Consider the following 18,790-nt stretch of genomic DNA (forward strand, 5'->3'; position numbering starts at 1 on the left):
TATGCTGACTGAGTACCCGATTTGTCATCAACATTTCCAGGAGCGAGTTTCATGAGCGAATCTGCCCCCGCGCTGAGCCAGACCGTCGGCGGACATGTCCGTGCCGCATCAGGCTCCACCCCCCAGTCGGCCAGTGACCGGAAGTTCTGGTTCGGCCTCTCCGCCAGCATCATGGAGCAGATCGCCGACAACTGGCAGGCCACAGCCGAGGCGTATGCGGCTACCCGCCAGCAGCACTACTTCTCCGCCGAGTTCCTCATGGGCCGTGCCCTCCTGAACAACACGACCAACCTCGGCCTCACCGAGGAAGCTGCCGCTGAGGTGGAGAAGCTCGGTCAGAACTTCACCGACATCCTTGAGGCAGAGAATGACGCTGCCCTGGGCAATGGTGGCCTCGGCCGCCTCGCAGCGTGTTTCCTCGATTCCTGCGCCACCCAGGATCTTCCGGTCACCGGTTACGGCATCCTCTACCGCTACGGCCTGTTCAAGCAGACCTTTGAAAATGGCTTCCAAACCGAGCACCCGGATGCGTGGAAGGAAGACGGTTACCCCTTCTACATCCGCCGTGAGACCGAGGCCCGCATCGTCAACTTCGACGACATGACCGTCTCCGCCGTGCCCTATGACATGCCGATCACTGGCTACGGCACGGACAACGTGGGCACCCTGCGCCTGTGGAAGGCCGAGCCGCTGGAGGAGTTCGACTATGACGCCTTCAACTCTCAGCGCTTCACCGACGCCATCGTCGAGCGCGAGGCCGTCATGGACTTGTGCCGCGTCCTCTACCCGAACGACACCACCTACGCCGGCAAGGTCCTGCGTGTGCGTCAGCAGTACTTCTTCGTCTCTGCTTCCCTGCAGTCGATGATTGATTCGCACCTGGCCAACCACGGCTCACTGGATACCTTCGCCGAGTACAACTGCATCCAGCTCAATGACACCCACCCGGTGTTGGCCATCCCCGAGCTCATGCGGTTGTTCCTCGATGAGCATGGGATGGGTTGGGAAGAGGCCTGGGATATCGTCACCAAGACCTTCGCCTACACCAACCACACTGTTCTGGCTGAGGCTCTCGAGCAGTGGAACGTCTCCATCTTCCAGCAGCTGTTCGGCCGAGTGCTGGAGATCATCCTCGAAATCGATCGTCGCTTCCGGGTGGATATGCGCGAGCGCGGCCTGGATGAGCAGCTCATCAACTACATGGCACCCGTCCAAGACGGCCAGGTGCACATGGCGTGGATCGCTTGCTACGCCTCTTACTCCATCAACGGTGTTGCGGCCCTGCACACCGAAATCATCAAGCGTGACACTCTGGGCGAATGGCACGCGATTTGGCCGGAGAAGTTCAACAACAAGACCAACGGTGTCACCCCGCGTCGCTGGTTGAAGATGTGTAACCCGCGCTTGTCCGACCTGCTGGACCGTCTCGTCGGCTCCGATGCTTGGGTTACCGACATGGACGTGCTGAAGAAGCTGCTCCCCTTCACCCACGACGATGCCGTCATGGATGAGCTCATGGACATCAAGGCTGCTAACAAGGTTGACTTCGCCGAGTGGATTGAAGCTCGCCAGGGTGTTTCGGTTGATCCGAACTCCATTTTTGATACCCAGATCAAGCGCCTCCACGAGTACAAGCGTCAGCTGCTCAACGCGCTCTACATCCTCGATCTCTACTTGCGGATCAAGCAGGATGGCCTCAAGGATGTCCCGCCGCGCACCTTCATCTTCGGTGCCAAGGCTGCACCGGGGTACGTCCGCGCCAAGGCGATTATCAAGCTCATCAATGCCATCGCGGACGTTGTCAACAATGACGAGGACGTCAACGATGTCCTGCGCGTCGTGTTCGTGGAGAACTACAACGTCTCCCCCGCCGAGCACATCATCCCGGCCACCGATATCTCCGAGCAGATTTCCACCGCCGGCAAGGAAGCTTCCGGCACCGGCAACATGAAGTTCATGATGAATGGCGCCCTCACCCTGGGCACCATGGACGGCGCCAACGTCGAGATCCACGATTCGGTCGGCGACGACAACGCCTACATTTTCGGCGCTCGCGAGGAAGATCTGCCCGAACTGCGTGCCACCTACCAGCCGTGGCAGGCCTACGAGACCGTCCCCGGTCTCAAGCGCACCATCGACGCACTGGTCGACGGCACCCTCGACGACAACCACACCGGCATGTTCCACGACCTTCGGTCGTCGCTTCTCGACGGCGGCGGTTACGAAACCCCGGACGTCTACTACGTCCTCGGCGATTTCGCCGACTACCGCGAGACCCGCGACCGCATGGCCGGCGACTACGTCGCCGACCGCCGTGCGTGGGCCCGGATGTGCTGGGTCAACATCTGCGAGTCGGGTCGCTTCTCCTCCGACCGCACGATCAACGACTACGCCACCGAGGTGTGGAAGATCAACCCGGTCTCCATCACCGAGTAACAGCACGGCCTACATAGATTCTCTAGAATGCGACAAGCCATTTCCCGCGACCAGCGGAAACGCTTGGTAGCACCTTAGATCCTAGAGAATCTATGTAGGCAACCCACCTCGGCAACGCGCGCACCCACGACAAAGGCACCCTCCACAACGGAGGGTGCCTTCGACGTCAGTCAGCCTATGGGAGAAGCTGCGGCTCCTGGGTGTCCTCGCCCAAGAGGTGGACGTGGATCATGTTGGTGTTGCCGGAGACTCCCGGAGGTGTACCGGCGACAACGACCATCATGTCGTCGCGGTCGTAGTCATCCATGGACAGCAGGGCCTCGTCCAGCTCGCGCATCATGTCGTCGGTGGTGAACACCGGCGGGGAGAGGAACGTCTCGGCGCCCCACGTCAGTGCCAGCTGGGAGCGGACGGACTGGTTCGGGGTGAACACCAGCAGCGGCAGGTGCGAGTGCAGGCGGGCGACTCGGCGGGCGGTGTCACCGGAGGTGGTGAAGCACACGAGGGCTCGGGCGTTGAGGCGCTCGGCGATGTCGCGGGCAGAGTAGGAGATCACGCCGCGCTTGGTGCGCGGGACGTGGCTCAGTGCCGGGACGCGGCCGTCGGTCTCGGCTTGGGTGACAATGCGGGCCATGGTGCGCACGACATTGTGCGGGTCAACGCCGACGGAGGTCTCGCCGGAGAGCATGACGGCGTCGGCGCCATCGAGGACGGCGTTGGCAACGTCGGAGGCCTCGGCGCGGGTGGGGCGCGAGTTCTCGATCATGGAGTCAAGCATCTGGGTGGCCACGATGACGGGCTTGGCGTTCTCGCGGGCGATCTGGATGGCGCGCTTTTGCACGAGCGGCACCTGCTCGAGGGGAACCTCGACGCCGAGGTCACCGCGGGCGACCATGATGGCATCGAAGGCGAGGACGATGGATTCGAGGGCGTCGACGGCTTCGGGCTTTTCCAGCTTGGCAATGACGGGGACGCGGCGGCCCACTTCGTCCATGACTTCGTGGACCAGGTCGACGTCGGCTGGGGAGCGGACGAAGGAGAGGGCGATGAAGTCGACGCCGAGGTTGAGTGCGAAGCGGAGATCGGCGATGTCCTTTTCGGACAGGGCGGGAACGGAGATGTCCATGCCGGGCAGGGAAACGCCCTTGTTGTTGGAGACGGGGCCACCCTCGGTGACCTTACAAATGACGTCGTTTCCTTCGACGCCGATGCATTCGAGGCCGACCTTGCCGTCGTCGACGAGCAGGCGGTCGCCGGGTTTGGCGTCCTTGGCTAGGTTCTTGTAGGTCGTGGATACGCGATCGTGGGTGCCGTCGACGTCGTCGACGGTTATGCGGATGATCTCGCCCGTCTCCCAGACGGTGGCGCCATCGATGAAGCGTCCGAGGCGGATCTTCGGGCCCTGGAGGTCGGCGAGGATGCCGACGGCGCGGCCGCTGACGTCAGTCGCGTTGCGGACCCAGTTGTAGTTTTGCTCGTGGTCGGCGTGATCGCCGTGGGAGAAGTTAAGGCGGGCGACATCCATGCCGTCTTCAACGAGTCGCAAAATGGCGTCCTGGCTGGCGACAGCCGGACCGAGGGTGCACACAATCTTGGTTCTTCTAAACACGGGTTACTACCTTCTCCGTTTCGCTAAGTGGCGTTGAGTTACTAGACCCCAACCTACCTGCACGGCGCGGAACTCGCTAAGGAGAAGACGTCCGATCAGACTGTCCGATCGGGCCTTGACCGTGGTTTTCTGCGGTTTTGGCGTGTGCAACGCCATCTTCTGACTCAAAGTCGTCTGATGTCACGTTGGACACACGGTGGGGATCGACCTCGTCCGGCGTCTCCCGGCCCTTCTTCAATAGGAAGAAGACGATGACCGCGCCGATGAAGAAGATCAAAGACACCCAGGTGTTGACCCGCTGGCCGAGGATCATGGTGGCGGAGTCGTCGCGCATGAGCTCGATCCAGAAGCGACCCAAGGTGTACCCAGCGACGTAGAGGGCAAATACCCGGCCGTGGCCGAGGCGGAATCGGCGGTCAGCCCAGATGAGCAGGCCGCAGATGAGCAGGTTCCACAGCACCTCATAGAGGAAGGTGGGGTGAACAGAGGCGATGACTTCGCCGGTGGAGCGCCCGGTCAGGGGAGCAAAGTTTCCGTTGGCATCCACGCGGTAGTAGATGTCCAGCGCCCACGGCACGTCGGTGGGGCGGCCGTAGATTTCTTGGTTGAACCAGTTGCCCAGGCGCCCGATGGCCTGTCCGAGGATGATGCCGGGCGCGACGGCGTCTGCGAACGGGCCGAGGGGGACTTTCCGCCAGCGAAAGAGCAGCCACACGCCTACCGAGGCGAGAATGACGCCTCCCCAGATGCCCAGCCCGCCGTTGGTAATTTTCAGGGCGTCGACCGGGTTGCACGAGGAGCAGAAGTATTTATCGTAATCGGTGATGACGTGGTAGATCCTCGCCCCGATGATGCCGGAGGGAATGGCCACGAGGGCGGCGTCCCACACCAGGTCCGGGTTGCCGCCGCGGGCGACATAGCGCCGATGAGTTAGCCATAGACCAGCGAGAATGCCGGCCATGATGCAAAGCGCGTAGGCGCGAATGGGGATGGGGCCGAAGTCCCACACCCCTTGGGGAGGGGAAGGAAGGTTCGCGAGGATCGTCGTGTGCACCCCCACAGTGTGCCAGAGACGCTAGCGGGACGGGCAGGATGGGTGCTGCCCCGCCGCGACGAGCGTGCGGGTGAGGCGGGCGGGGTCGTCGGCAGTCATGAGCTCCTCGCCGACGACGACGGCGTCGGCTCCCGAGGAGGCGTAGCTGAGTAAATCGCGGGCGCTGTGCACGCCCGAGAGGGCGATGCGGAGGGTCGCCTCCGGCAGTCCGGGAACAATGCTGGCAAAAAGATGCTTATCGACGTCCCCGCCCGTCAACGGGCGCGCATTCACCGCCACGACGCGTGCCCCGGCGTTCATGGCGCGGTCTGCTTCCTCGGGTGTGCGGACTTCGGCGACGGCGGTCATGCCAAGGGATTCGATGCGATCGATGAGGGATTCCAACCGGGCCTGGTCGACGAGTTCCACCTGGAGGGGGACGAGGTCGGCGCCGAAGAGGCGGGCCTCGTGGATTTGGTAGGGGTCGATGATGATGTCGCGGCAAAACATCGGGAGATCAACTGCCCGACGGGCCTCCTGCATGTCCGAGAGAGACCCTTGGAAGCGCAGCCGCTCCGTTTGGCAGGCGATGAGGTGGGCCCCACCGGCTTCGAAGTCGCGGGCTAGGTTGGCGATGGAATCGGGCGTCGCGTCAGAAAAGAAAGGGGCCCGACCGGGCATCACCCGCTTGATCTCAGCGATGACGCTGCATCCGCTTCTCAGCAGGGCGGCGAAGCCGTCGCGGGTGTCGGAGGTGGCGCGGGAGCGGACTTTGATTTCCTGGAAGGGCAGCAGGGCTTCGCGGGCGGCGACGTCGGCTAGGACCTCGGACACAATGCGTTCCGCATACGTAGGTGTGCTCATCGACACCTCCCCTCTGCTGGGCTGGTTGCCTTGTTTCAGCGTTAAGGCTAACCCGTGGCCCTTCAGTCCAGGAAATCACCTGCGGGGGGTATTGGGGCCGTCATTCTCCGTCGGATCGATATCTGCGTCGAGGGCGTCCCACATGACTCGGCCGGAATCTGGGGTGGTTTCCAAGTCGTCGACGATCTTGGCTTCGCGGTCCTGCTTGCGCTCGTATTTATTCAGCTTGGCGGTGTCCACGCCGGGGCGCATGGCCAAAATAATGCCACCGAACAGGGCAATCGCGCAGCCCACCATGGTGATGATGACGCCGGTGGGGTGCACCGTGAGGTTGGTAACCTCCGCCCATTCGGAAATGAGGATGGTCGTGTCCGCCCGCTGGCTCGCGGCACCGGAGGTGAGGATCGTGCGGGCACGCTCACCGTCGGGTGAGCCCGCCAGCAGCGTCAACGGCGTCCAACTGCCGCCGATGGCGGCAATGGCGGCAATGATGCCGACGATGCGGCGACCGAGGCGTCGTAAAGCAAAGCCGGCGAGGCAGGCGGCGGCGAGCAACAGCGCGACAGCAGTGGTCTCATTCGACCACGCGGCGCCGGGAATACCGAGGGTGGCGGCACCGGATTTGTCATCAAACGTGTCAGCGGTGATCCAGGTAAAGCGCGAGCCGATCCACAGGAATATGGCGCCGAGACCCAGCAGTAGGGAGGCCATGCGTGATCTCACAGGAGCTCCCCCGCATCGAAACAAGTCCGGTCGCCGGTGTGGCAGGCCCCGCCGGTCTGGCGGACCGTCAGGAGGATGGTGTCACCGTCGCAGTCGAGGCGCACGCCCGTGACGTCCTGGGTATGCCCCGAGGTGAGGCCCTTGATCCAATACTCATCGCGCGAGCGGGAGTAGTAAGTGCCTTGGCGGGTCTCCAACGTATGGGCCAGCGCGTGGGTGTCCATCCAGGCCATCATGAGGACCTCACCGGTCCCATCGGCTTGGACGATCGCGGGGATGAGGCCCGCATCATTGAGTTTCAGTCGCTCGGCGATCGCGGGGTCGAGCTCGTAGTCGGCGGGGTTCATCGGCGCACCTCGTGACCGGTATCGGCCAAGGCATCCTTGACCTCGGGGATGGATACTTCACCAAAGTGGAAGATGGTGGCGGCGAGGACGGCATCAGCACCCGCATCAACAGCGGGCGGGAAATGCTCGGCCACACCAGCACCGCCAGAGGCGATGACCGGCACGGACACGGCCTCGCGCACGAGGCGAAGAAGCTCCAGATCGAAGCCATCCTTCGTGCCATCCCCATCCATGGAATTGAGCAGGATCTCACCGACGCCGAGCTCCTCCCCCTGCTTGGCCCAGGCGATGGCATCCAGTCCGGCGGACTTCGAGCCGCCGTGGGTGGTCACCTCGAACCCGGAAGGCTGGGGCTGGCCGCCCTCGGGGACGCGGCGGGCGTCGACCGATAACACAATGCACTGCGAACCGAATCGATCCGCCAGTTCGCGCAGCAACTCCGGACGAGAGATAGCGGCGGTGTTGACGGAAACCTTGTCAGCCCCGGCACGCAGCAGCTGGTCCACGTCGTCGACGCTGCGCACGCCGCCACCCACGGTGAGCGGAATGAACACCTGGTCGGCGGTGCGGCGGACAACCTCGAGCATAGTGCCGCGCCCGTCCTTGGAGGCGGAAACATCGAGGAAGGTTAGCTCGTCGGCGCCCTCGTGGTTGTAGCGGGCGGCGAGCTCCACCGGATCGCCGGCATCGCGCAAGTTCTCAAAGTTGACCCCCTTGACCACGCGCCCATTATCGACGTCAAGGCAGGGAATGACACGGACAGCGACGGCCATCGAATCCGCCCCTTTCAGTACAAGTGTGAGTCAGGAATTGAGGATCGCGTCCATGGTACTCATGATCGCTTCATGCGCCCGACTAGTCCCCGCCACGACCCCGATGGACTCTGGCGTCCAGTCATTGCCTTCGGTATCGGTGACCACTCCCCCGGCCGCCTTGACCAGCATGACGCCGGCGGCGTTGTCCCACACGTAAGGGGAAAAACTCACGGCACCGCCGAAGATGCCCTGGGCGGTGAAGGCGAGGTCAACGCCGACGGACCCGGTGATCCGCGGCCGCAGGTAGGTCGCGGCCAGCTCGGCCAAGAGCCCCTGGCGCAGCAGCGAAGGGAAGGTGGAACTGACCTGGGATGCCACGGAGGAAAAGCCGACTTGGGCGACCATTTCCCGCGATTCCGCCAGCGGGGTGGAGGGGCGCCCGTTGATGATGAGCGGCGAGCCCTCGAAAGCCGTCACCCGCTGGCCCAGCAGCGGCATGCTCGTCAGCGCCACGACGGGCTGGTAGTCCACGAGCAGGGAAATAAGGATGGAGCACATGGGGTTGCCGGCGGCATAGTTCGAGGTGCCGTCGATGGGGTCGACCACCCACACGGGGTCGGCGGTGAGCAACCCACCGGCCTCCTCCCCCAGCACGGGTATGCCGGTGAATTGGGTGAGCATCTGCCGCAGCATTGCCTCGATGGCCAGGTCGACCTCGGTGGCGAACTCCCCGGGTTGCTTCCAATGCGCAGGGTCCGCCCCCAGGCCGGCGATGAACATCGCCTCCGCGTCATCGACGACGGCCTCGGCAACGACCAGCAGCTCCCGCGCATCCATATGTCGTTCCTAGAGCTTTTCGACGGCCGCGAGGGCCTCACTCAGGCTAATTCGTCCCTCGTAGAGGGCCTTACCGATGATGGCTGAATCGATGCCCTCGTCGGTGTACTTGGCCAACTCAATGACATCGTCGAGGGCGGAGATACCACCGGAAGCGACGATGCGGGCGTCGGTGGCGGCCGCGACCTCGCGCAGCAGCTCGACGTTGGGCCCGGCGAGGGTCCCGTCTTTGGAAACATCGGTGACGACGAAGCGGCGGCAACCGGCGGCGTCGAGACGCTCCAGAACCTCCCACAGGTCCCCACCATCAGAGACCCATCCGTTGCCACGGGTGCGCCATTCGCCGTCGATCTCGCGGACCGCGATGTCGACGGCCACGGTCTCAGGGTGAGCGGCAAGCACCTTCGCGATCCATTCCGGGTTCTCCAGCGCGGCGGTGCCGATGTTGACGCGGGTCGCGCCGGTGGCCAGCGCCCGTTCGAGGGACGCATCATCGCGGATGCCGCCCGTTAGCTCCACCTTGATGTCGAGCTGACCGGTGATCTCGGCCATGAGCTCGTGGTTGGAACCACGGTTGAACGCGGCATCGAGGTCGACGAAGTGCAGCCACTGCGCGCCCTGCTCCTGCCACTCCAACGCAGCCTCGAGCGGGGAGCCGTAAGACTTCTCCGTCCCGGCCTCGCCCTGATCAAGTCGCACGGCCTGGCCATTAACCACATCAACGGCCGGAAGAAGGGTGAAATCGCTCATGGTGTCCGATCCTATCTGTCAGAGAGTCGCGAGCCAGTTTTCCAACAACACGGCACCGGTGTCACCGGACTTTTCGGGGTGGAACTGCGTCGCCCACAACGGGCCATTTTCCACGGCGGCCACAAAGGAGTCGCCCCCGTGCTCAGCCCACGTCACCAACGGCGGTGCGGTCAGCTCATCGGTGACGAGGGTCCAGTCGCGGACGCCATAGGAATGGACGAAGTAGAAGCGCTCCTCATCGGAGATGCCCGCGAACATCTGCGAGCCCTCCGGCGCGGCGACGGTGTTCCACCCCATGTGCGGCAGCACGTCAGCCTGCAGGCGCTCGACAGTGCCCGGCCATTCGCCACACCCCCGCGAGTGGACTCCATGCTCGTGGCCCTCGTCGAACAGGATCTGCATGCCCACGCAGATACCCATGACCGGGCGGCCACCGGCAAGGCGCGAGCCGATGAGGCGGGCACCGTGGACCTTGTTCAGGCCTTCCATGCAGGCGGCGAAAGCACCGACCCCGGGGACCAACAGACCGTCGGCATTGAGGGCGACCTGCGGGTCGGAGGTAACAGTGACATCGGCGCCGACCCGCTCCACCGCGCGCTGGGCGGAACGGAGATTGCCGGATCCATAATCAAGGAGGGCGACAGTTTTTGCCATGGCGGAAAGTCTACGCCCCGGGCGTGGTCTCCCAGTCCTCGACCGGAGTTCTACGGGCTCCCCAGATTTTGAAACGTGGCCACGTTCTCGCTTCCGCTTCCCACGTGGCCAAATCCACCTTGGGCTCCCGCGGCACCTTGTCCTTGTACTCGTCTATCGGCATGAGTTCTTCGTGCACCCTCTGCTCGGGGATCCAGGTGAAGGCGCCAAATTCGAAGTAGTGGCGGAATTGTCGGGCCATCGAGTGGTAGTCGGTAAAGAAATACAGGGAGCGCAGTTCCTCCAGGGTGTATTCACCAAAGAAATCTTCCCCGGTCAGCCGCAGGCGAACGATCATGTCGGGATTCGGGTACGCAATGGTGTCGATCTCCCACAGTGGAACCGGGCTGACGATCATTCGAGCTCCTCGGGTAGGCCCCGCGTCAGTCCTTCCGGGGGCGACGAATAGGCAGGCGTCGAAGGCGAGCGCGGGTGTTGTGGTGCTCGGCGATGCGGTGCGCGCCGACGAACTGATCAGCGAGGGTAAAGATAATTCCTACGGCCACGATACCGGCTCCGACACCGTAGGCGCCGGAGTAGGCTGCCTGGGCGGCGACGGCTCCGAGGATGAAGGACCCGATTCCGGTGCCAGCATCGAAGGAGATGTTCCACCACGCCGACGCCTCGGATACCTTCGTGCGGGGTAGGCGGTGGAACATGCTGAGCAGGGCCTCGTTTTGCACCATGCCGAATGCTCCACCGAAGAACAGCCCGGCCACAACGAGCCACCACACCGACCAACCGTTAGCCAAGGTGAGCGCCATGAGCCCCACCCCCACCAGGGCGACAACCTGGGCGGGGATCATGGTCACTCCGGGCGTACCGCGCCGGTCGGCGATGATGCCCGCGACGTAGCGCATCACCATCGCGGCACCACCGACGATCGACAGTAAGAGACCGCCAATGACGGCGCCCTTCCCCGGGTCTAAGTCAATGACCGCCGCCGGAAGGAAGGAGGAGACGGCGCCGAAGCTCATGGACAGGCTCATAACAGCCAGCGCTGGCACGAGGACGAGCTTCCACGTCGCCACCTCCGGCGCGCTGGTGTCGTCGGCGTCGGCCAGCGGCCTGCGTTTCGACGCCGCCTTCAGCCGCGGGATGCGCAGGCACATCACCGCAGCAACGAGGGCGATCGCCGCGGCGAGGACGTAGACAATGCCGAAGCCATAGGCGTCGGCCAGAGCCAGACCCAGGGGGAGGCACACCATTTGGGCCACGCCGACGAACACGCCGAGCATGCCCGTGGCTTTGCCAAGGAATCGCACGGGGACGAGCTCGGCGATGAGGGCCGACTCCGCGACCGTGAGCGCTCCGAAGCCGATACCCCGCAGCGCGGAGAACAGCAGGAGATTCCACGCCTCCAGCCCCAGCAGGTGTCCCAGCGCTGGCACGCCAAGCATGAACGCGGAGAACACCATGACGGGGTTGTAGCCGATTCGGCGCAGGGCGGCCGGGGTGAACAGTTGCGTGATCACGGTGGCGGCCATGAACACTCCGGTCGAGGCGCCCGCGAGGGCTTTGCCATGCCCGGCCTCCAGCGCCGCGAGCGGGATGACGGGAAGCAGCAGGGCCCAGCTGGCGAACGCCGCGAAGACGGCGATGAGCGTGGGGATGAAACCCGGGGCCTTCCACATGCTCGGGGCATCCTGTGCCACTTAGGTCATTGCTCCCAGCATCCACAGCACCGCACCAGTGAGGGCCACGGCGGCGAACACGGCCAGGACAATAGTCAGCAGCTTGTTACCAGCCTGGTAGGCGGACCACACGCCGCCGACCAACAAACCGGCGACGATGAAAAGCAGGTAGATGAGCCAGTTATTGGATTCCACCTACAACGCCCCCTTGGTCGACGGGATTCCCTGGACGCGGGGATCGGGCTCGACGGCCTGGCGCAGGGCGCGGGCGACGGCCTTGTACTCGGCCTCGGTGATGTGGTGCGGGTCCCGGCCGTAGTGGCAAATGACGTGCAGGGTGATGCGGGAGTTGAGCGCCAAGGTCTCAAAGAAGTGCTCGTTGATGACGGTGGCATAATGCCCACCGATAACGGCGGTGACCATCTGGTCCGGCTCGCCGCTCATAACGAAGTAGGGTCGGCCAGAAATGTCGACGACTGCCTCGACGAGGGTCTCATCCATCGGTAATTGCTGCGATCCGAAACGGCGGATGCCGGCTTTGGTGCCGAGGGCGCTAATAAGCGCCTGACCAAGGACGATGGCGGTGTCCTCGACGGTGTGATGCGCATCGATCTCGACGTCGCCTTTGGCGGCGACGGTGAGGTCGAAGGAACCGTGGACACCGAAGGCGGTGAGCATGTGATCAAAAAACGGCAGGCCGGTGTCGATGTTGACGCGGCCGGTGCCGTCGAGGTTGATCTCGACGCTGATATCGGACTCGGAGGTGGTGCGGGTGGCCCGCCCAATGCGATCGGTCATGGGGTGTCATTCTCCTTCGATGGCGGCTGCGGCGGCGAGGAAAGCATCATTTTCGGCAGGCAGACCGATGGTCGTGCGCAGGTATCCGGCGACGCCGACGTCGCGGATGAGCACTCCCCGGTCGAGGAATAGCTGCCAGGTGGCGTGCTGGTCATCGAATCGTCCGAAAAAGACGAAGTTGGACTCGCTGGGAACGGTATCGTAGCCGAGTTCGTGCAGGCCAGCGACCACCCGGTCGCGCTCGCGCGCCAGCTTATCGACGGTCGCGAGGGTGTCACCGCTGTGCCGCAGCGCCACCGTCGCTGCGGCTTGAGACAGCATCGACAAGTGATAAGGCAAGCGCACGAGCATGACTGCCTCGATGAAGGCGGGGTCGGCGATGAAGTAACCCAATCGACCGCCAGCGAAATCGAAGGCCTTCGACATCGTGCGGGAGACGACGAGCTTGGCGGGGTACTCGGCCAGCAATGTCGTGGCGGACGGCGAGGAGGAGAACTCCCCGTAAGCCTCGTCGACGATGACGATGCCGGGGGCGGCTTCGATAAGCATCCTGATGTCGGAGAGGGAGGTGACATCGCCCGTGGGATTGTTCGGGGACGTGATGAAGATGACGTCCGGGCGGTGCTGCGCGATGGCGGCGAGCGCGGCATCAATATCGATGCGGAAGTCCGCGCCCCGCGGGCAATCCAGGAACGTGGTCTGCGTCCCCGACGACAGGATCGGGTGCATGGAGTAGGACGGCTGGAAACCGAGAGCGCTGCGGCCCGGGCCGCCGAAGGCCTGCAGCAACTGCTGCAGTACCTCGTTGGACCCGTTCGCGGCCCACACGTTGTCCGCCGTGACGGGCACGCCGGTCTGCGCATGAACGTACTTCGCCAGCTCGGAGCGCAGTTCAACAGCGTCCCGGTCGGGGTAGCGGTTGAGCTCGCCGGCGACCTTGGCGACGGTCTCCACCAGGTCATCGATGAGCGCCTGCGAAGGGGCATAAGGGTTTTCGTTGGTGTTCAGCCGGACGGGGACGTCCAACTGCGGGGCGCCGTAGGCGGACTGCCCGCGCAGCTCCTCGCGCAGCGGCAACTGGTCCAGAGTGATCTTGGGCATCTACTTGCTGTCCTTGCTGGTTGGCATGGTTTCAAAACGGGCGCGAATGGACTCGCCGTGCGCCGGGAGATCTTCGGCATCGGCGAGAGCGATGACATGTCGGCCGATGTCTTTGAGCGCCACCTCGTCGTATTCGATGAGGTTGACCGGGCGCAGGAACGTATGGGTGGACAACCCGGCGGAGAAACGCGCCGTGCCGGAGGTGGGCAGGACATGGTTCGACCCGGCGGCGTAATCCCCCAACGGCACCGGGGAGTAGGCACCGACGAAGATGGCGCCGGCGTTGCGCACTCGCTCGGCGATCTCGCGGGCGTTGACGGTGTGGATCTCCAAGTGCTCCGAGGCGTACGCATCGACCACTGCCAGGCCCTGCTCCATGTCATCGACCAGCACAATGCCGGACTGTTTGCCGCTCAAGGCTCCGGCGACGCGATCGGCATTGCGGGTGACGGTGTAGCGGGCCTCGATCTCTCGGTCGACGGCCTCCGCCAATTCTTCCGAGTCGGTGATGAGCACCGACGCCGCAAGGTCGTCGTGCTCTGCTTGGGAAATAAGGTCGTAAGCCACGTAGACGGGGTCGGCAGAGTCATCGGCGAGGATCGCGATCTCCGAGGGGCCGGCCTCCGCATCAATGCCCACCACACCCTGCACGAGGCGCTTGGCGGCGGCGACGAAAATATTGCCCGGCCCGGTGACCATATCCACCGGCTCCAAGCCCGCGGCATCATCGCCATAGGCCATGAGCGCGAGGGCCTGCGCCCCGCCGACCGCCCACACTTCGTCCACGCCCAGCAACCCACAGGCCGCGAGAATCGTCGGGTGCGGCCAGCCATCGTGGTCGGCCTGCGGCGGCGAGGAGACCACCAGCGAGGTCGCCCCTGCCTCCTGGGCGGGCACAACGTTCATAATCACCGACGACGGATACACGGCCTTACCGCCCGGCACGTACAAACCGACGCGCTCGACCGGAAGGAAGACCTCCGTCACGCTCGCGCCTTCTGCCAGGGTCGTCGTGTGAGCGGAAGGAACCTGCTCGGCGTGCACGGTGCGCACGCGAGAGATCGCTTCCTCCAGCGCTAGGCGCACGTCCGGCTCGAGCGTATCGACGGCCCGCGCAATCACCGCCGCAGGCACCTTCACCGTTTCCGGCGTCACGCCGTCAAACTGCTGGCCGTACTCCAACGCCGCCTGCGCGCCGCGGTCGCGGATCGCCTCCACGATGGGGGCGACGACCGGCAGGACAGAGTTGACGTCTGTGCCTCCCCGCGGCAGCGCTCGGCGCAGCTCGCTGGTGGACGGGGTACGACCGCGCAGGTCGATGACGTTGAGCATCGTGACGCAACTCCTCGAAGTCCGATTGATTGTTTCCTTATTGTAGGACCCACGGGGCTGCCATCCGAGCACTAGACTGATGAGTCGACTGCCCACCCCCGCCCCCTCGGCCTAACTCTGGAAGGAGGTGCCCTCTCCAATGATCCCCCTCATCCAGGTCTATGCCGTGGCCGAGGAGCTCGGATTCCACAGCTATGTCGGCGCTGACCGGCTGGTATTCCCATGGCGCGACCACATCGTCACCTCCTATCTCGACGAACGCAACCCCACTGCCCTCGTTTTCGACACCGACTTGCGCACCACCGTCGGGCTGGAATACACCAGTGAACTCGCCCGCGTCATTACTGAATGGAACCGGGAGCGTCTGGGCCCCACCCTCTCGCTGCGCGTGGGCGATGATGCCACCATCAGCCTCCATGCTCGTTCCAGCTTGCTCATTAGCCGCGGGGCCACCGATGAGCAGCTAGCCTCCTTCATCAAGTTGTCCATGGAAACCGCCCGGATCGCCGTGGACTACCTCGCCGAGGAGTTTCCCGAACTATCCTCCCTCGACAGCGATGTTGGCGAGGCTCAACGCAAAAAGCAGGACACGGCCGCCCTGGCCGGTCCCCTGCCCCGCGACCGCCACGTCAACCTCAATGAGCTGGATGACGACATAAAGGGTTTGCGCGAACTCGACCAGCGCCGCACGCAAGACGATCTTCACCTGCGCTCTGACGAACTGGCCCCCGACGAGGAGCATTCGACGACCATGGATACCAACGACGAAGAATTCTCCGCCGATAGCCCGGCAACTAACTCCGGAGAAAGCGGTGACCCCACCCCCGTGAGTGTCGAGCGGGTCCGCGACATCCTCTTCGAGATGGGCATCGAGAAAACCCAGGGCGACGAAGATATCGTCATCGCCTGGATCAACGACGTCCTCTTCGGTTTCTTCCTCGATAACGGACCGAGCTACCTCATCAAGGGTCATTGGGATCCCAACCTCAACCCCGAGTCTGATTTCCTCCGCCTCTTCCTATTGTGCAATGACTGGAATGAGTCGTCGATGAATACGAAGGCCTTCTGCCACGAAGACGTTGAAGGCTTGCAGGTGCGGGTCGAGTTCACCGTCCCGGTCCGGGAGGGGCTCAGCGATGATCAGCTAGAACACAACACGGCCGTGGCGATTAATCAGGTGTTGCAAGCTATTGACTCGATTAGTTCGGATGCCACAGGCCAGTCGGCGGTCGCCTGGCCTTAAGCAGCGGGGAGCACGTCCAGCCCCACATCCAGAGTGGAGTGAACGGGTGAGGGCATGTCGACGAAGTCGAGGCCGCTGCGGGCATAGTCGGCGGCGGTATCGATGGTCAGACCGGTTGCGGCCAACCAGGTGGTGGGAAACACCCGGTTTCGGCGCTGCACAGCCATCTGCGCTGCCCACAGCTCAACTCCGTCGAGCGTGATCATGGCAGGTTCCTCGGCGAGCAGGTCATCCAGTTGAGCGAGGGAAGTGACGACGACCTCGCAAGGGAGGTCCGGGACGGTTGTGCGCACCAAGCGGTAGGCCTCCGCTACTCCTCCGGCGGCGATGGCGTGGTGACGCGTGATCACTGCCGCTGGGTGATGGGTCTCTCCCCCGCCGACGGTGACCGCGTAGGGCGCAAGCTCACCCACGCCCGGCACGGACTCGCGGGAAGCGCGGATGCGGGCGCCGGTCCCGTCCACCGCGGCGACCCATCGCGCAGTCTCGGTAGCCATGCCCGAGCAGTGCCTGATCAGAGTCGCCATCGGGAGTTCGGCCCGAAGCAGGTCGTGGGTGCCCGCCTCGATCCGCGCGAGGGTGTCTCCTGCCGAGACCTGCGTGCCCTCGGGGAGGAGATCGGAGACGGTATACGGCAACTCCGATACACGGCCTAGGACCTCGTCTGTGAAAAACAGCCCGGCGACGACCCCCGATTGCCGGGCTGTCACCACGGCCACCGAACGGTGAGATGCGGGGACGGTGGCGCTCAAGGCCATGTCCTGGCTGGGCGCTAGTGCTATCGCGGAGTCAATGAGCTGGTCGAACTGCCCAGATGGGGTCATCGCACCAGCTCCAGCTCCGAGGGCTCCTCATCGGGGCTCACCAGCGCGGAGCACCAATACGCCAACGCGGCCATGAACGGCGCGGCCAACAGTCCCACCCCGGGGGCCAGGGCTGGCACGATGGTGACAAAATCTCCTTCGGACAATGCGTCGACATCAGGCATGGGATAGCGCAGCGACGACGTCACCTCCCCCACCGCGATAAACGCCAGTGCGGAGACGAAGGACACGAACACCACCCACCACAGCATGCCCGGCCCGCGGGAATCGGGAACCACAATGAAGGCGCTGAGGGACATGACCGTAGCCACCAGCCCCGTGGCCACCACGAAGGAGATAAAGGAGCTGAACTCGACATTGAAGGCCGAGTCCAGCTGCAGGTTGCCATCAGCTGTCAGAGTGCCCCGGTAAGCGGGGCGCAACAGGCCCCACACTGCGCCACAGAGGGAAAAAGCGAGCAGCGACGCCGCGAGAACCCCGGCGCCGCTGCCCCATGCTCGCGGAACTGTCATGCCTAGTTGCAGAACTTCCAGCGGCCATCCTCATGGAGGAAGCGCACGGTGCTCGTACCGGTCTGCCCGGAAGTGACCACGGTGACGTTGGCGGAAGCGACAGAGCCGTCGACGTTGACATTGTCCACCGACTGAATGTGCGGCTGCGACTGGGCGTAGGCGGGCATCTGGTTCAAGGGAACATCGGGAATACCGGCAAGGTCCATGTTTCCGGCGCCGCCGTTGGCCTCCACCACGGCGTGGCAGGTGTTGTCCGGCATGTAGCGCAGGAAGGAATGCATGGTGGTCTGCTGGTACAGGCCACTGACCAGGCCATTGATGGCGTTGTAGTCTGCCTCAGAGGCGGGGGCACCGGCGACGGGGGCTACGGGGGAACCCTCCGGCAAGTTAGCCAAGGGGTCGGCCAGCGGAGTGGGCTCCGCCGCTGCCTCGGTGGTCGGCTCGGCGGAGGTGGTCTCCGTCGTCGACTCTGCCGAGCTGGTGGTGGAGGAGGTCGTGCGGGTGCTGGTGATGGTGCTCGGAGCGCTCGTCGTCTCGGTGGTTTCCTCGTCTGACCCGCACGCTACGAGGGTCAGCGGGGTCACTACGGCGAGGGCCGCGATGGCCATCTTGGCGTTGAAAGAAGTCGTCACGATAAATATCTCCTGATGTTTCGGTCGCGTCGAAAGGACACCTTACCCCGAAGACCTGAGATTTTGGACGGGTAGGCTTCCAGGTGTGCAATTGACTCGGACTCTGATCGTCGCTGCCGCCCTGGACATCCTCGACTCCTACGGCCTGGCGGATATGACCATGCGCCGGGTCGCGAGCCAGCTGGAGGTAGCACCGGGCGCGTTGTATTGGCACGTGTCCAACAAACAACAGTTAATTTCCGCCATTGCGGATCAGATCCTGGCCAGCGTGCTTGATGATGCCTCACTGTCCACGCCCACGGACATCACCGAACAACTCCGCACGGCGATGCTGCTGCGCCGGGACGGCGCAGAGCTGGTGAGTGCGGCGTTGTCGATGCCGGATTCGCAGACCCGCGCGGACGTCGAGAAGCTCTTGGCAGATTCTTTGGACCCCGCCCTCGATTCCGGTACTCGGCGGATCGGGGCGGCGACCTTGTTGCACTTCGTGCTGGGCGCCGCGGCCTTGGAGCAGTCGCAGCGCCAGTTCGCCTTTGATACCGGCACCACCATTGATGGGCTCGATGAGGCGCAGGAAGATTTCGCGCGGGGGGTAGACCTTATCCTCGCGGGACTTTCCCAGCCGCCAACCAGCGCGGCTGTGACGTAAAACAGGCTCCGAACCACT

Annotated in this window: 21 protein-coding genes; 3 read left to right on the forward strand and 18 right to left on the reverse strand. The window is 64.0% G+C overall.

Annotation, left to right across the window (positions count from 1 at the left end; translation table 11 throughout):
• Positions 1 to 51 precede the first annotated feature (51 nt).
• Positions 52 to 2,436 carry a glycogen/starch/alpha-glucan phosphorylase gene (locus CTEST_RS08570; RefSeq protein WP_047253389.1) on the forward strand — a complete coding sequence of 795 codons (2,385 nt, stop codon included), beginning with the start codon at positions 52 to 54 and terminating at the stop codon, positions 2,434 to 2,436.
• Positions 2,437 to 2,611: 175 nt separating this feature from the next.
• Here CTEST_RS08570 and pyk read toward each other — a convergent pair whose 3' ends face one another.
• The 15 genes from pyk to hisD form a co-directional block, all read right to left on the reverse strand.
• Positions 2,612 to 4,045: a pyruvate kinase gene (gene pyk, locus CTEST_RS08575; RefSeq protein ID WP_047253390.1), complete on the reverse strand. Its 1,434-nt coding sequence runs from the start codon at positions 4,043 to 4,045 to the stop codon at positions 2,612 to 2,614.
• Between the two features lie 76 nt (positions 4,046 to 4,121).
• Entirely contained in the window at positions 4,122 to 5,099 is a 978-nt protein-coding gene (gene lgt / locus CTEST_RS08580) for a prolipoprotein diacylglyceryl transferase (RefSeq protein ID WP_083985520.1), read from the reverse strand.
• Between the two features lie 21 nt (positions 5,100 to 5,120).
• On the reverse strand, positions 5,121 to 5,942 hold the full coding sequence (locus tag CTEST_RS08585) for an indole-3-glycerol phosphate synthase TrpC (RefSeq protein WP_047253391.1): 822 nt from the start codon (positions 5,940 to 5,942) through the stop codon (positions 5,121 to 5,123).
• Positions 5,943 to 6,017: 75 nt separating this feature from the next.
• Complete coding sequence (locus CTEST_RS08590) at positions 6,018 to 6,665, reverse strand: TIGR02234 family membrane protein (protein ID WP_236686066.1); 648 nt, start codon at positions 6,663 to 6,665, stop codon at positions 6,018 to 6,020.
• Positions 6,662 to 7,012: a phosphoribosyl-AMP cyclohydrolase gene (hisI, locus tag CTEST_RS08595; RefSeq protein WP_047253393.1), complete on the reverse strand. Its 351-nt coding sequence runs from the start codon at positions 7,010 to 7,012 to the stop codon at positions 6,662 to 6,664. The genes CTEST_RS08590 and hisI overlap by 4 nt, the downstream gene beginning before the upstream one ends.
• The gene (gene hisF / locus CTEST_RS08600) at positions 7,009 to 7,785 is read right to left on the reverse strand and encodes an imidazole glycerol phosphate synthase subunit HisF (RefSeq protein ID WP_047253394.1); all 777 of its coding nucleotides are present in this window, start codon (positions 7,783 to 7,785) and stop codon (positions 7,009 to 7,011) included. Before hisF ends, hisI begins: the two co-directional genes overlap by 4 nt.
• A gap of 30 nt (positions 7,786 to 7,815) precedes the next feature.
• On the reverse strand, positions 7,816 to 8,604 hold the full coding sequence (locus tag CTEST_RS08605) for an inositol monophosphatase family protein (protein ID WP_047253395.1): 789 nt from the start codon (positions 8,602 to 8,604) through the stop codon (positions 7,816 to 7,818).
• Between the two features lie 9 nt (positions 8,605 to 8,613).
• Entirely contained in the window at positions 8,614 to 9,354 is a 741-nt protein-coding gene (gene priA, locus CTEST_RS08610; protein ID WP_047253396.1) for a bifunctional 1-(5-phosphoribosyl)-5-((5-phosphoribosylamino)methylideneamino)imidazole-4-carboxamide isomerase/phosphoribosylanthranilate isomerase PriA, read from the reverse strand.
• A gap of 18 nt (positions 9,355 to 9,372) precedes the next feature.
• Positions 9,373 to 10,008: an imidazole glycerol phosphate synthase subunit HisH gene (gene hisH, locus CTEST_RS08615; RefSeq protein ID WP_047253397.1), complete on the reverse strand. Its 636-nt coding sequence runs from the start codon at positions 10,006 to 10,008 to the stop codon at positions 9,373 to 9,375.
• Between the two features lie 10 nt (positions 10,009 to 10,018).
• On the reverse strand, positions 10,019 to 10,405 hold the full coding sequence (locus CTEST_RS08620) for a hypothetical protein (RefSeq protein ID WP_047253398.1): 387 nt from the start codon (positions 10,403 to 10,405) through the stop codon (positions 10,019 to 10,021).
• Positions 10,406 to 10,430: 25 nt separating this feature from the next.
• Positions 10,431 to 11,681 (reverse strand): MFS transporter, encoded by a 1,251-nt coding sequence (locus CTEST_RS08625; RefSeq protein WP_047254340.1) that lies wholly within the window; start codon positions 11,679 to 11,681, stop codon positions 10,431 to 10,433.
• A gap of 21 nt (positions 11,682 to 11,702) precedes the next feature.
• A complete protein-coding gene (locus CTEST_RS13755; RefSeq protein WP_047253399.1) occupies positions 11,703 to 11,876 on the reverse strand; it encodes a hypothetical protein in 174 nt (57 codons plus the stop codon).
• Positions 11,877 to 12,479 (reverse strand): imidazoleglycerol-phosphate dehydratase HisB, encoded by a 603-nt coding sequence (gene hisB, locus CTEST_RS08635; protein WP_047253400.1) that lies wholly within the window; start codon positions 12,477 to 12,479, stop codon positions 11,877 to 11,879.
• Positions 12,480 to 12,485: 6 nt separating this feature from the next.
• Positions 12,486 to 13,580, reverse strand: a complete 1,095-nt coding sequence (locus CTEST_RS08640) for a histidinol-phosphate transaminase (RefSeq protein WP_047253401.1) — start codon at positions 13,578 to 13,580, stop codon at positions 12,486 to 12,488.
• The gene (gene hisD, locus CTEST_RS08645) at positions 13,581 to 14,912 is read right to left on the reverse strand and encodes a histidinol dehydrogenase (protein ID WP_047253402.1); all 1,332 of its coding nucleotides are present in this window, start codon (positions 14,910 to 14,912) and stop codon (positions 13,581 to 13,583) included.
• Positions 14,913 to 15,051: 139 nt separating this feature from the next.
• On the opposite strand from hisD, the gene CTEST_RS13105 reads away from it, so the two are divergent.
• Complete coding sequence (locus CTEST_RS13105; RefSeq protein ID WP_052844343.1) at positions 15,052 to 16,155, forward strand: YbjN domain-containing protein; 1,104 nt, start codon at positions 15,052 to 15,054, stop codon at positions 16,153 to 16,155.
• Here the strand turns inward: CTEST_RS13105 and CTEST_RS08655 are convergent.
• From CTEST_RS08655 to CTEST_RS08665, 3 genes are read right to left on the reverse strand one after another with little or no spacing between them, the layout of a single operon-like run.
• A complete protein-coding gene (locus CTEST_RS08655; RefSeq protein ID WP_052844344.1) occupies positions 16,152 to 16,979 on the reverse strand; it encodes a nicotinate-nucleotide diphosphorylase in 828 nt (275 codons plus the stop codon). The genes CTEST_RS13105 and CTEST_RS08655 overlap by 4 nt on opposite strands.
• Positions 16,976 to 17,491: a hypothetical protein gene (locus CTEST_RS08660; protein WP_047253403.1), complete on the reverse strand. Its 516-nt coding sequence runs from the start codon at positions 17,489 to 17,491 to the stop codon at positions 16,976 to 16,978. The genes CTEST_RS08655 and CTEST_RS08660 overlap by 4 nt, the downstream gene beginning before the upstream one ends.
• A gap of 2 nt (positions 17,492 to 17,493) precedes the next feature.
• A complete protein-coding gene (locus CTEST_RS08665) occupies positions 17,494 to 18,123 on the reverse strand; it encodes a hypothetical protein (RefSeq protein WP_052844345.1) in 630 nt (209 codons plus the stop codon).
• Between the two features lie 85 nt (positions 18,124 to 18,208).
• Between CTEST_RS08665 and CTEST_RS08670 the strand changes: the two genes are divergently transcribed.
• Positions 18,209 to 18,772 (forward strand): TetR family transcriptional regulator, encoded by a 564-nt coding sequence (locus tag CTEST_RS08670; protein ID WP_047253404.1) that lies wholly within the window; start codon positions 18,209 to 18,211, stop codon positions 18,770 to 18,772.
• Positions 18,773 to 18,790: the final 18 nt, after the last annotated feature.

This window comes from Corynebacterium testudinoris (genome assembly GCF_001021045.1).
Taxonomy (GTDB): domain Bacteria; phylum Actinomycetota; class Actinomycetes; order Mycobacteriales; family Mycobacteriaceae; genus Corynebacterium; species Corynebacterium testudinoris.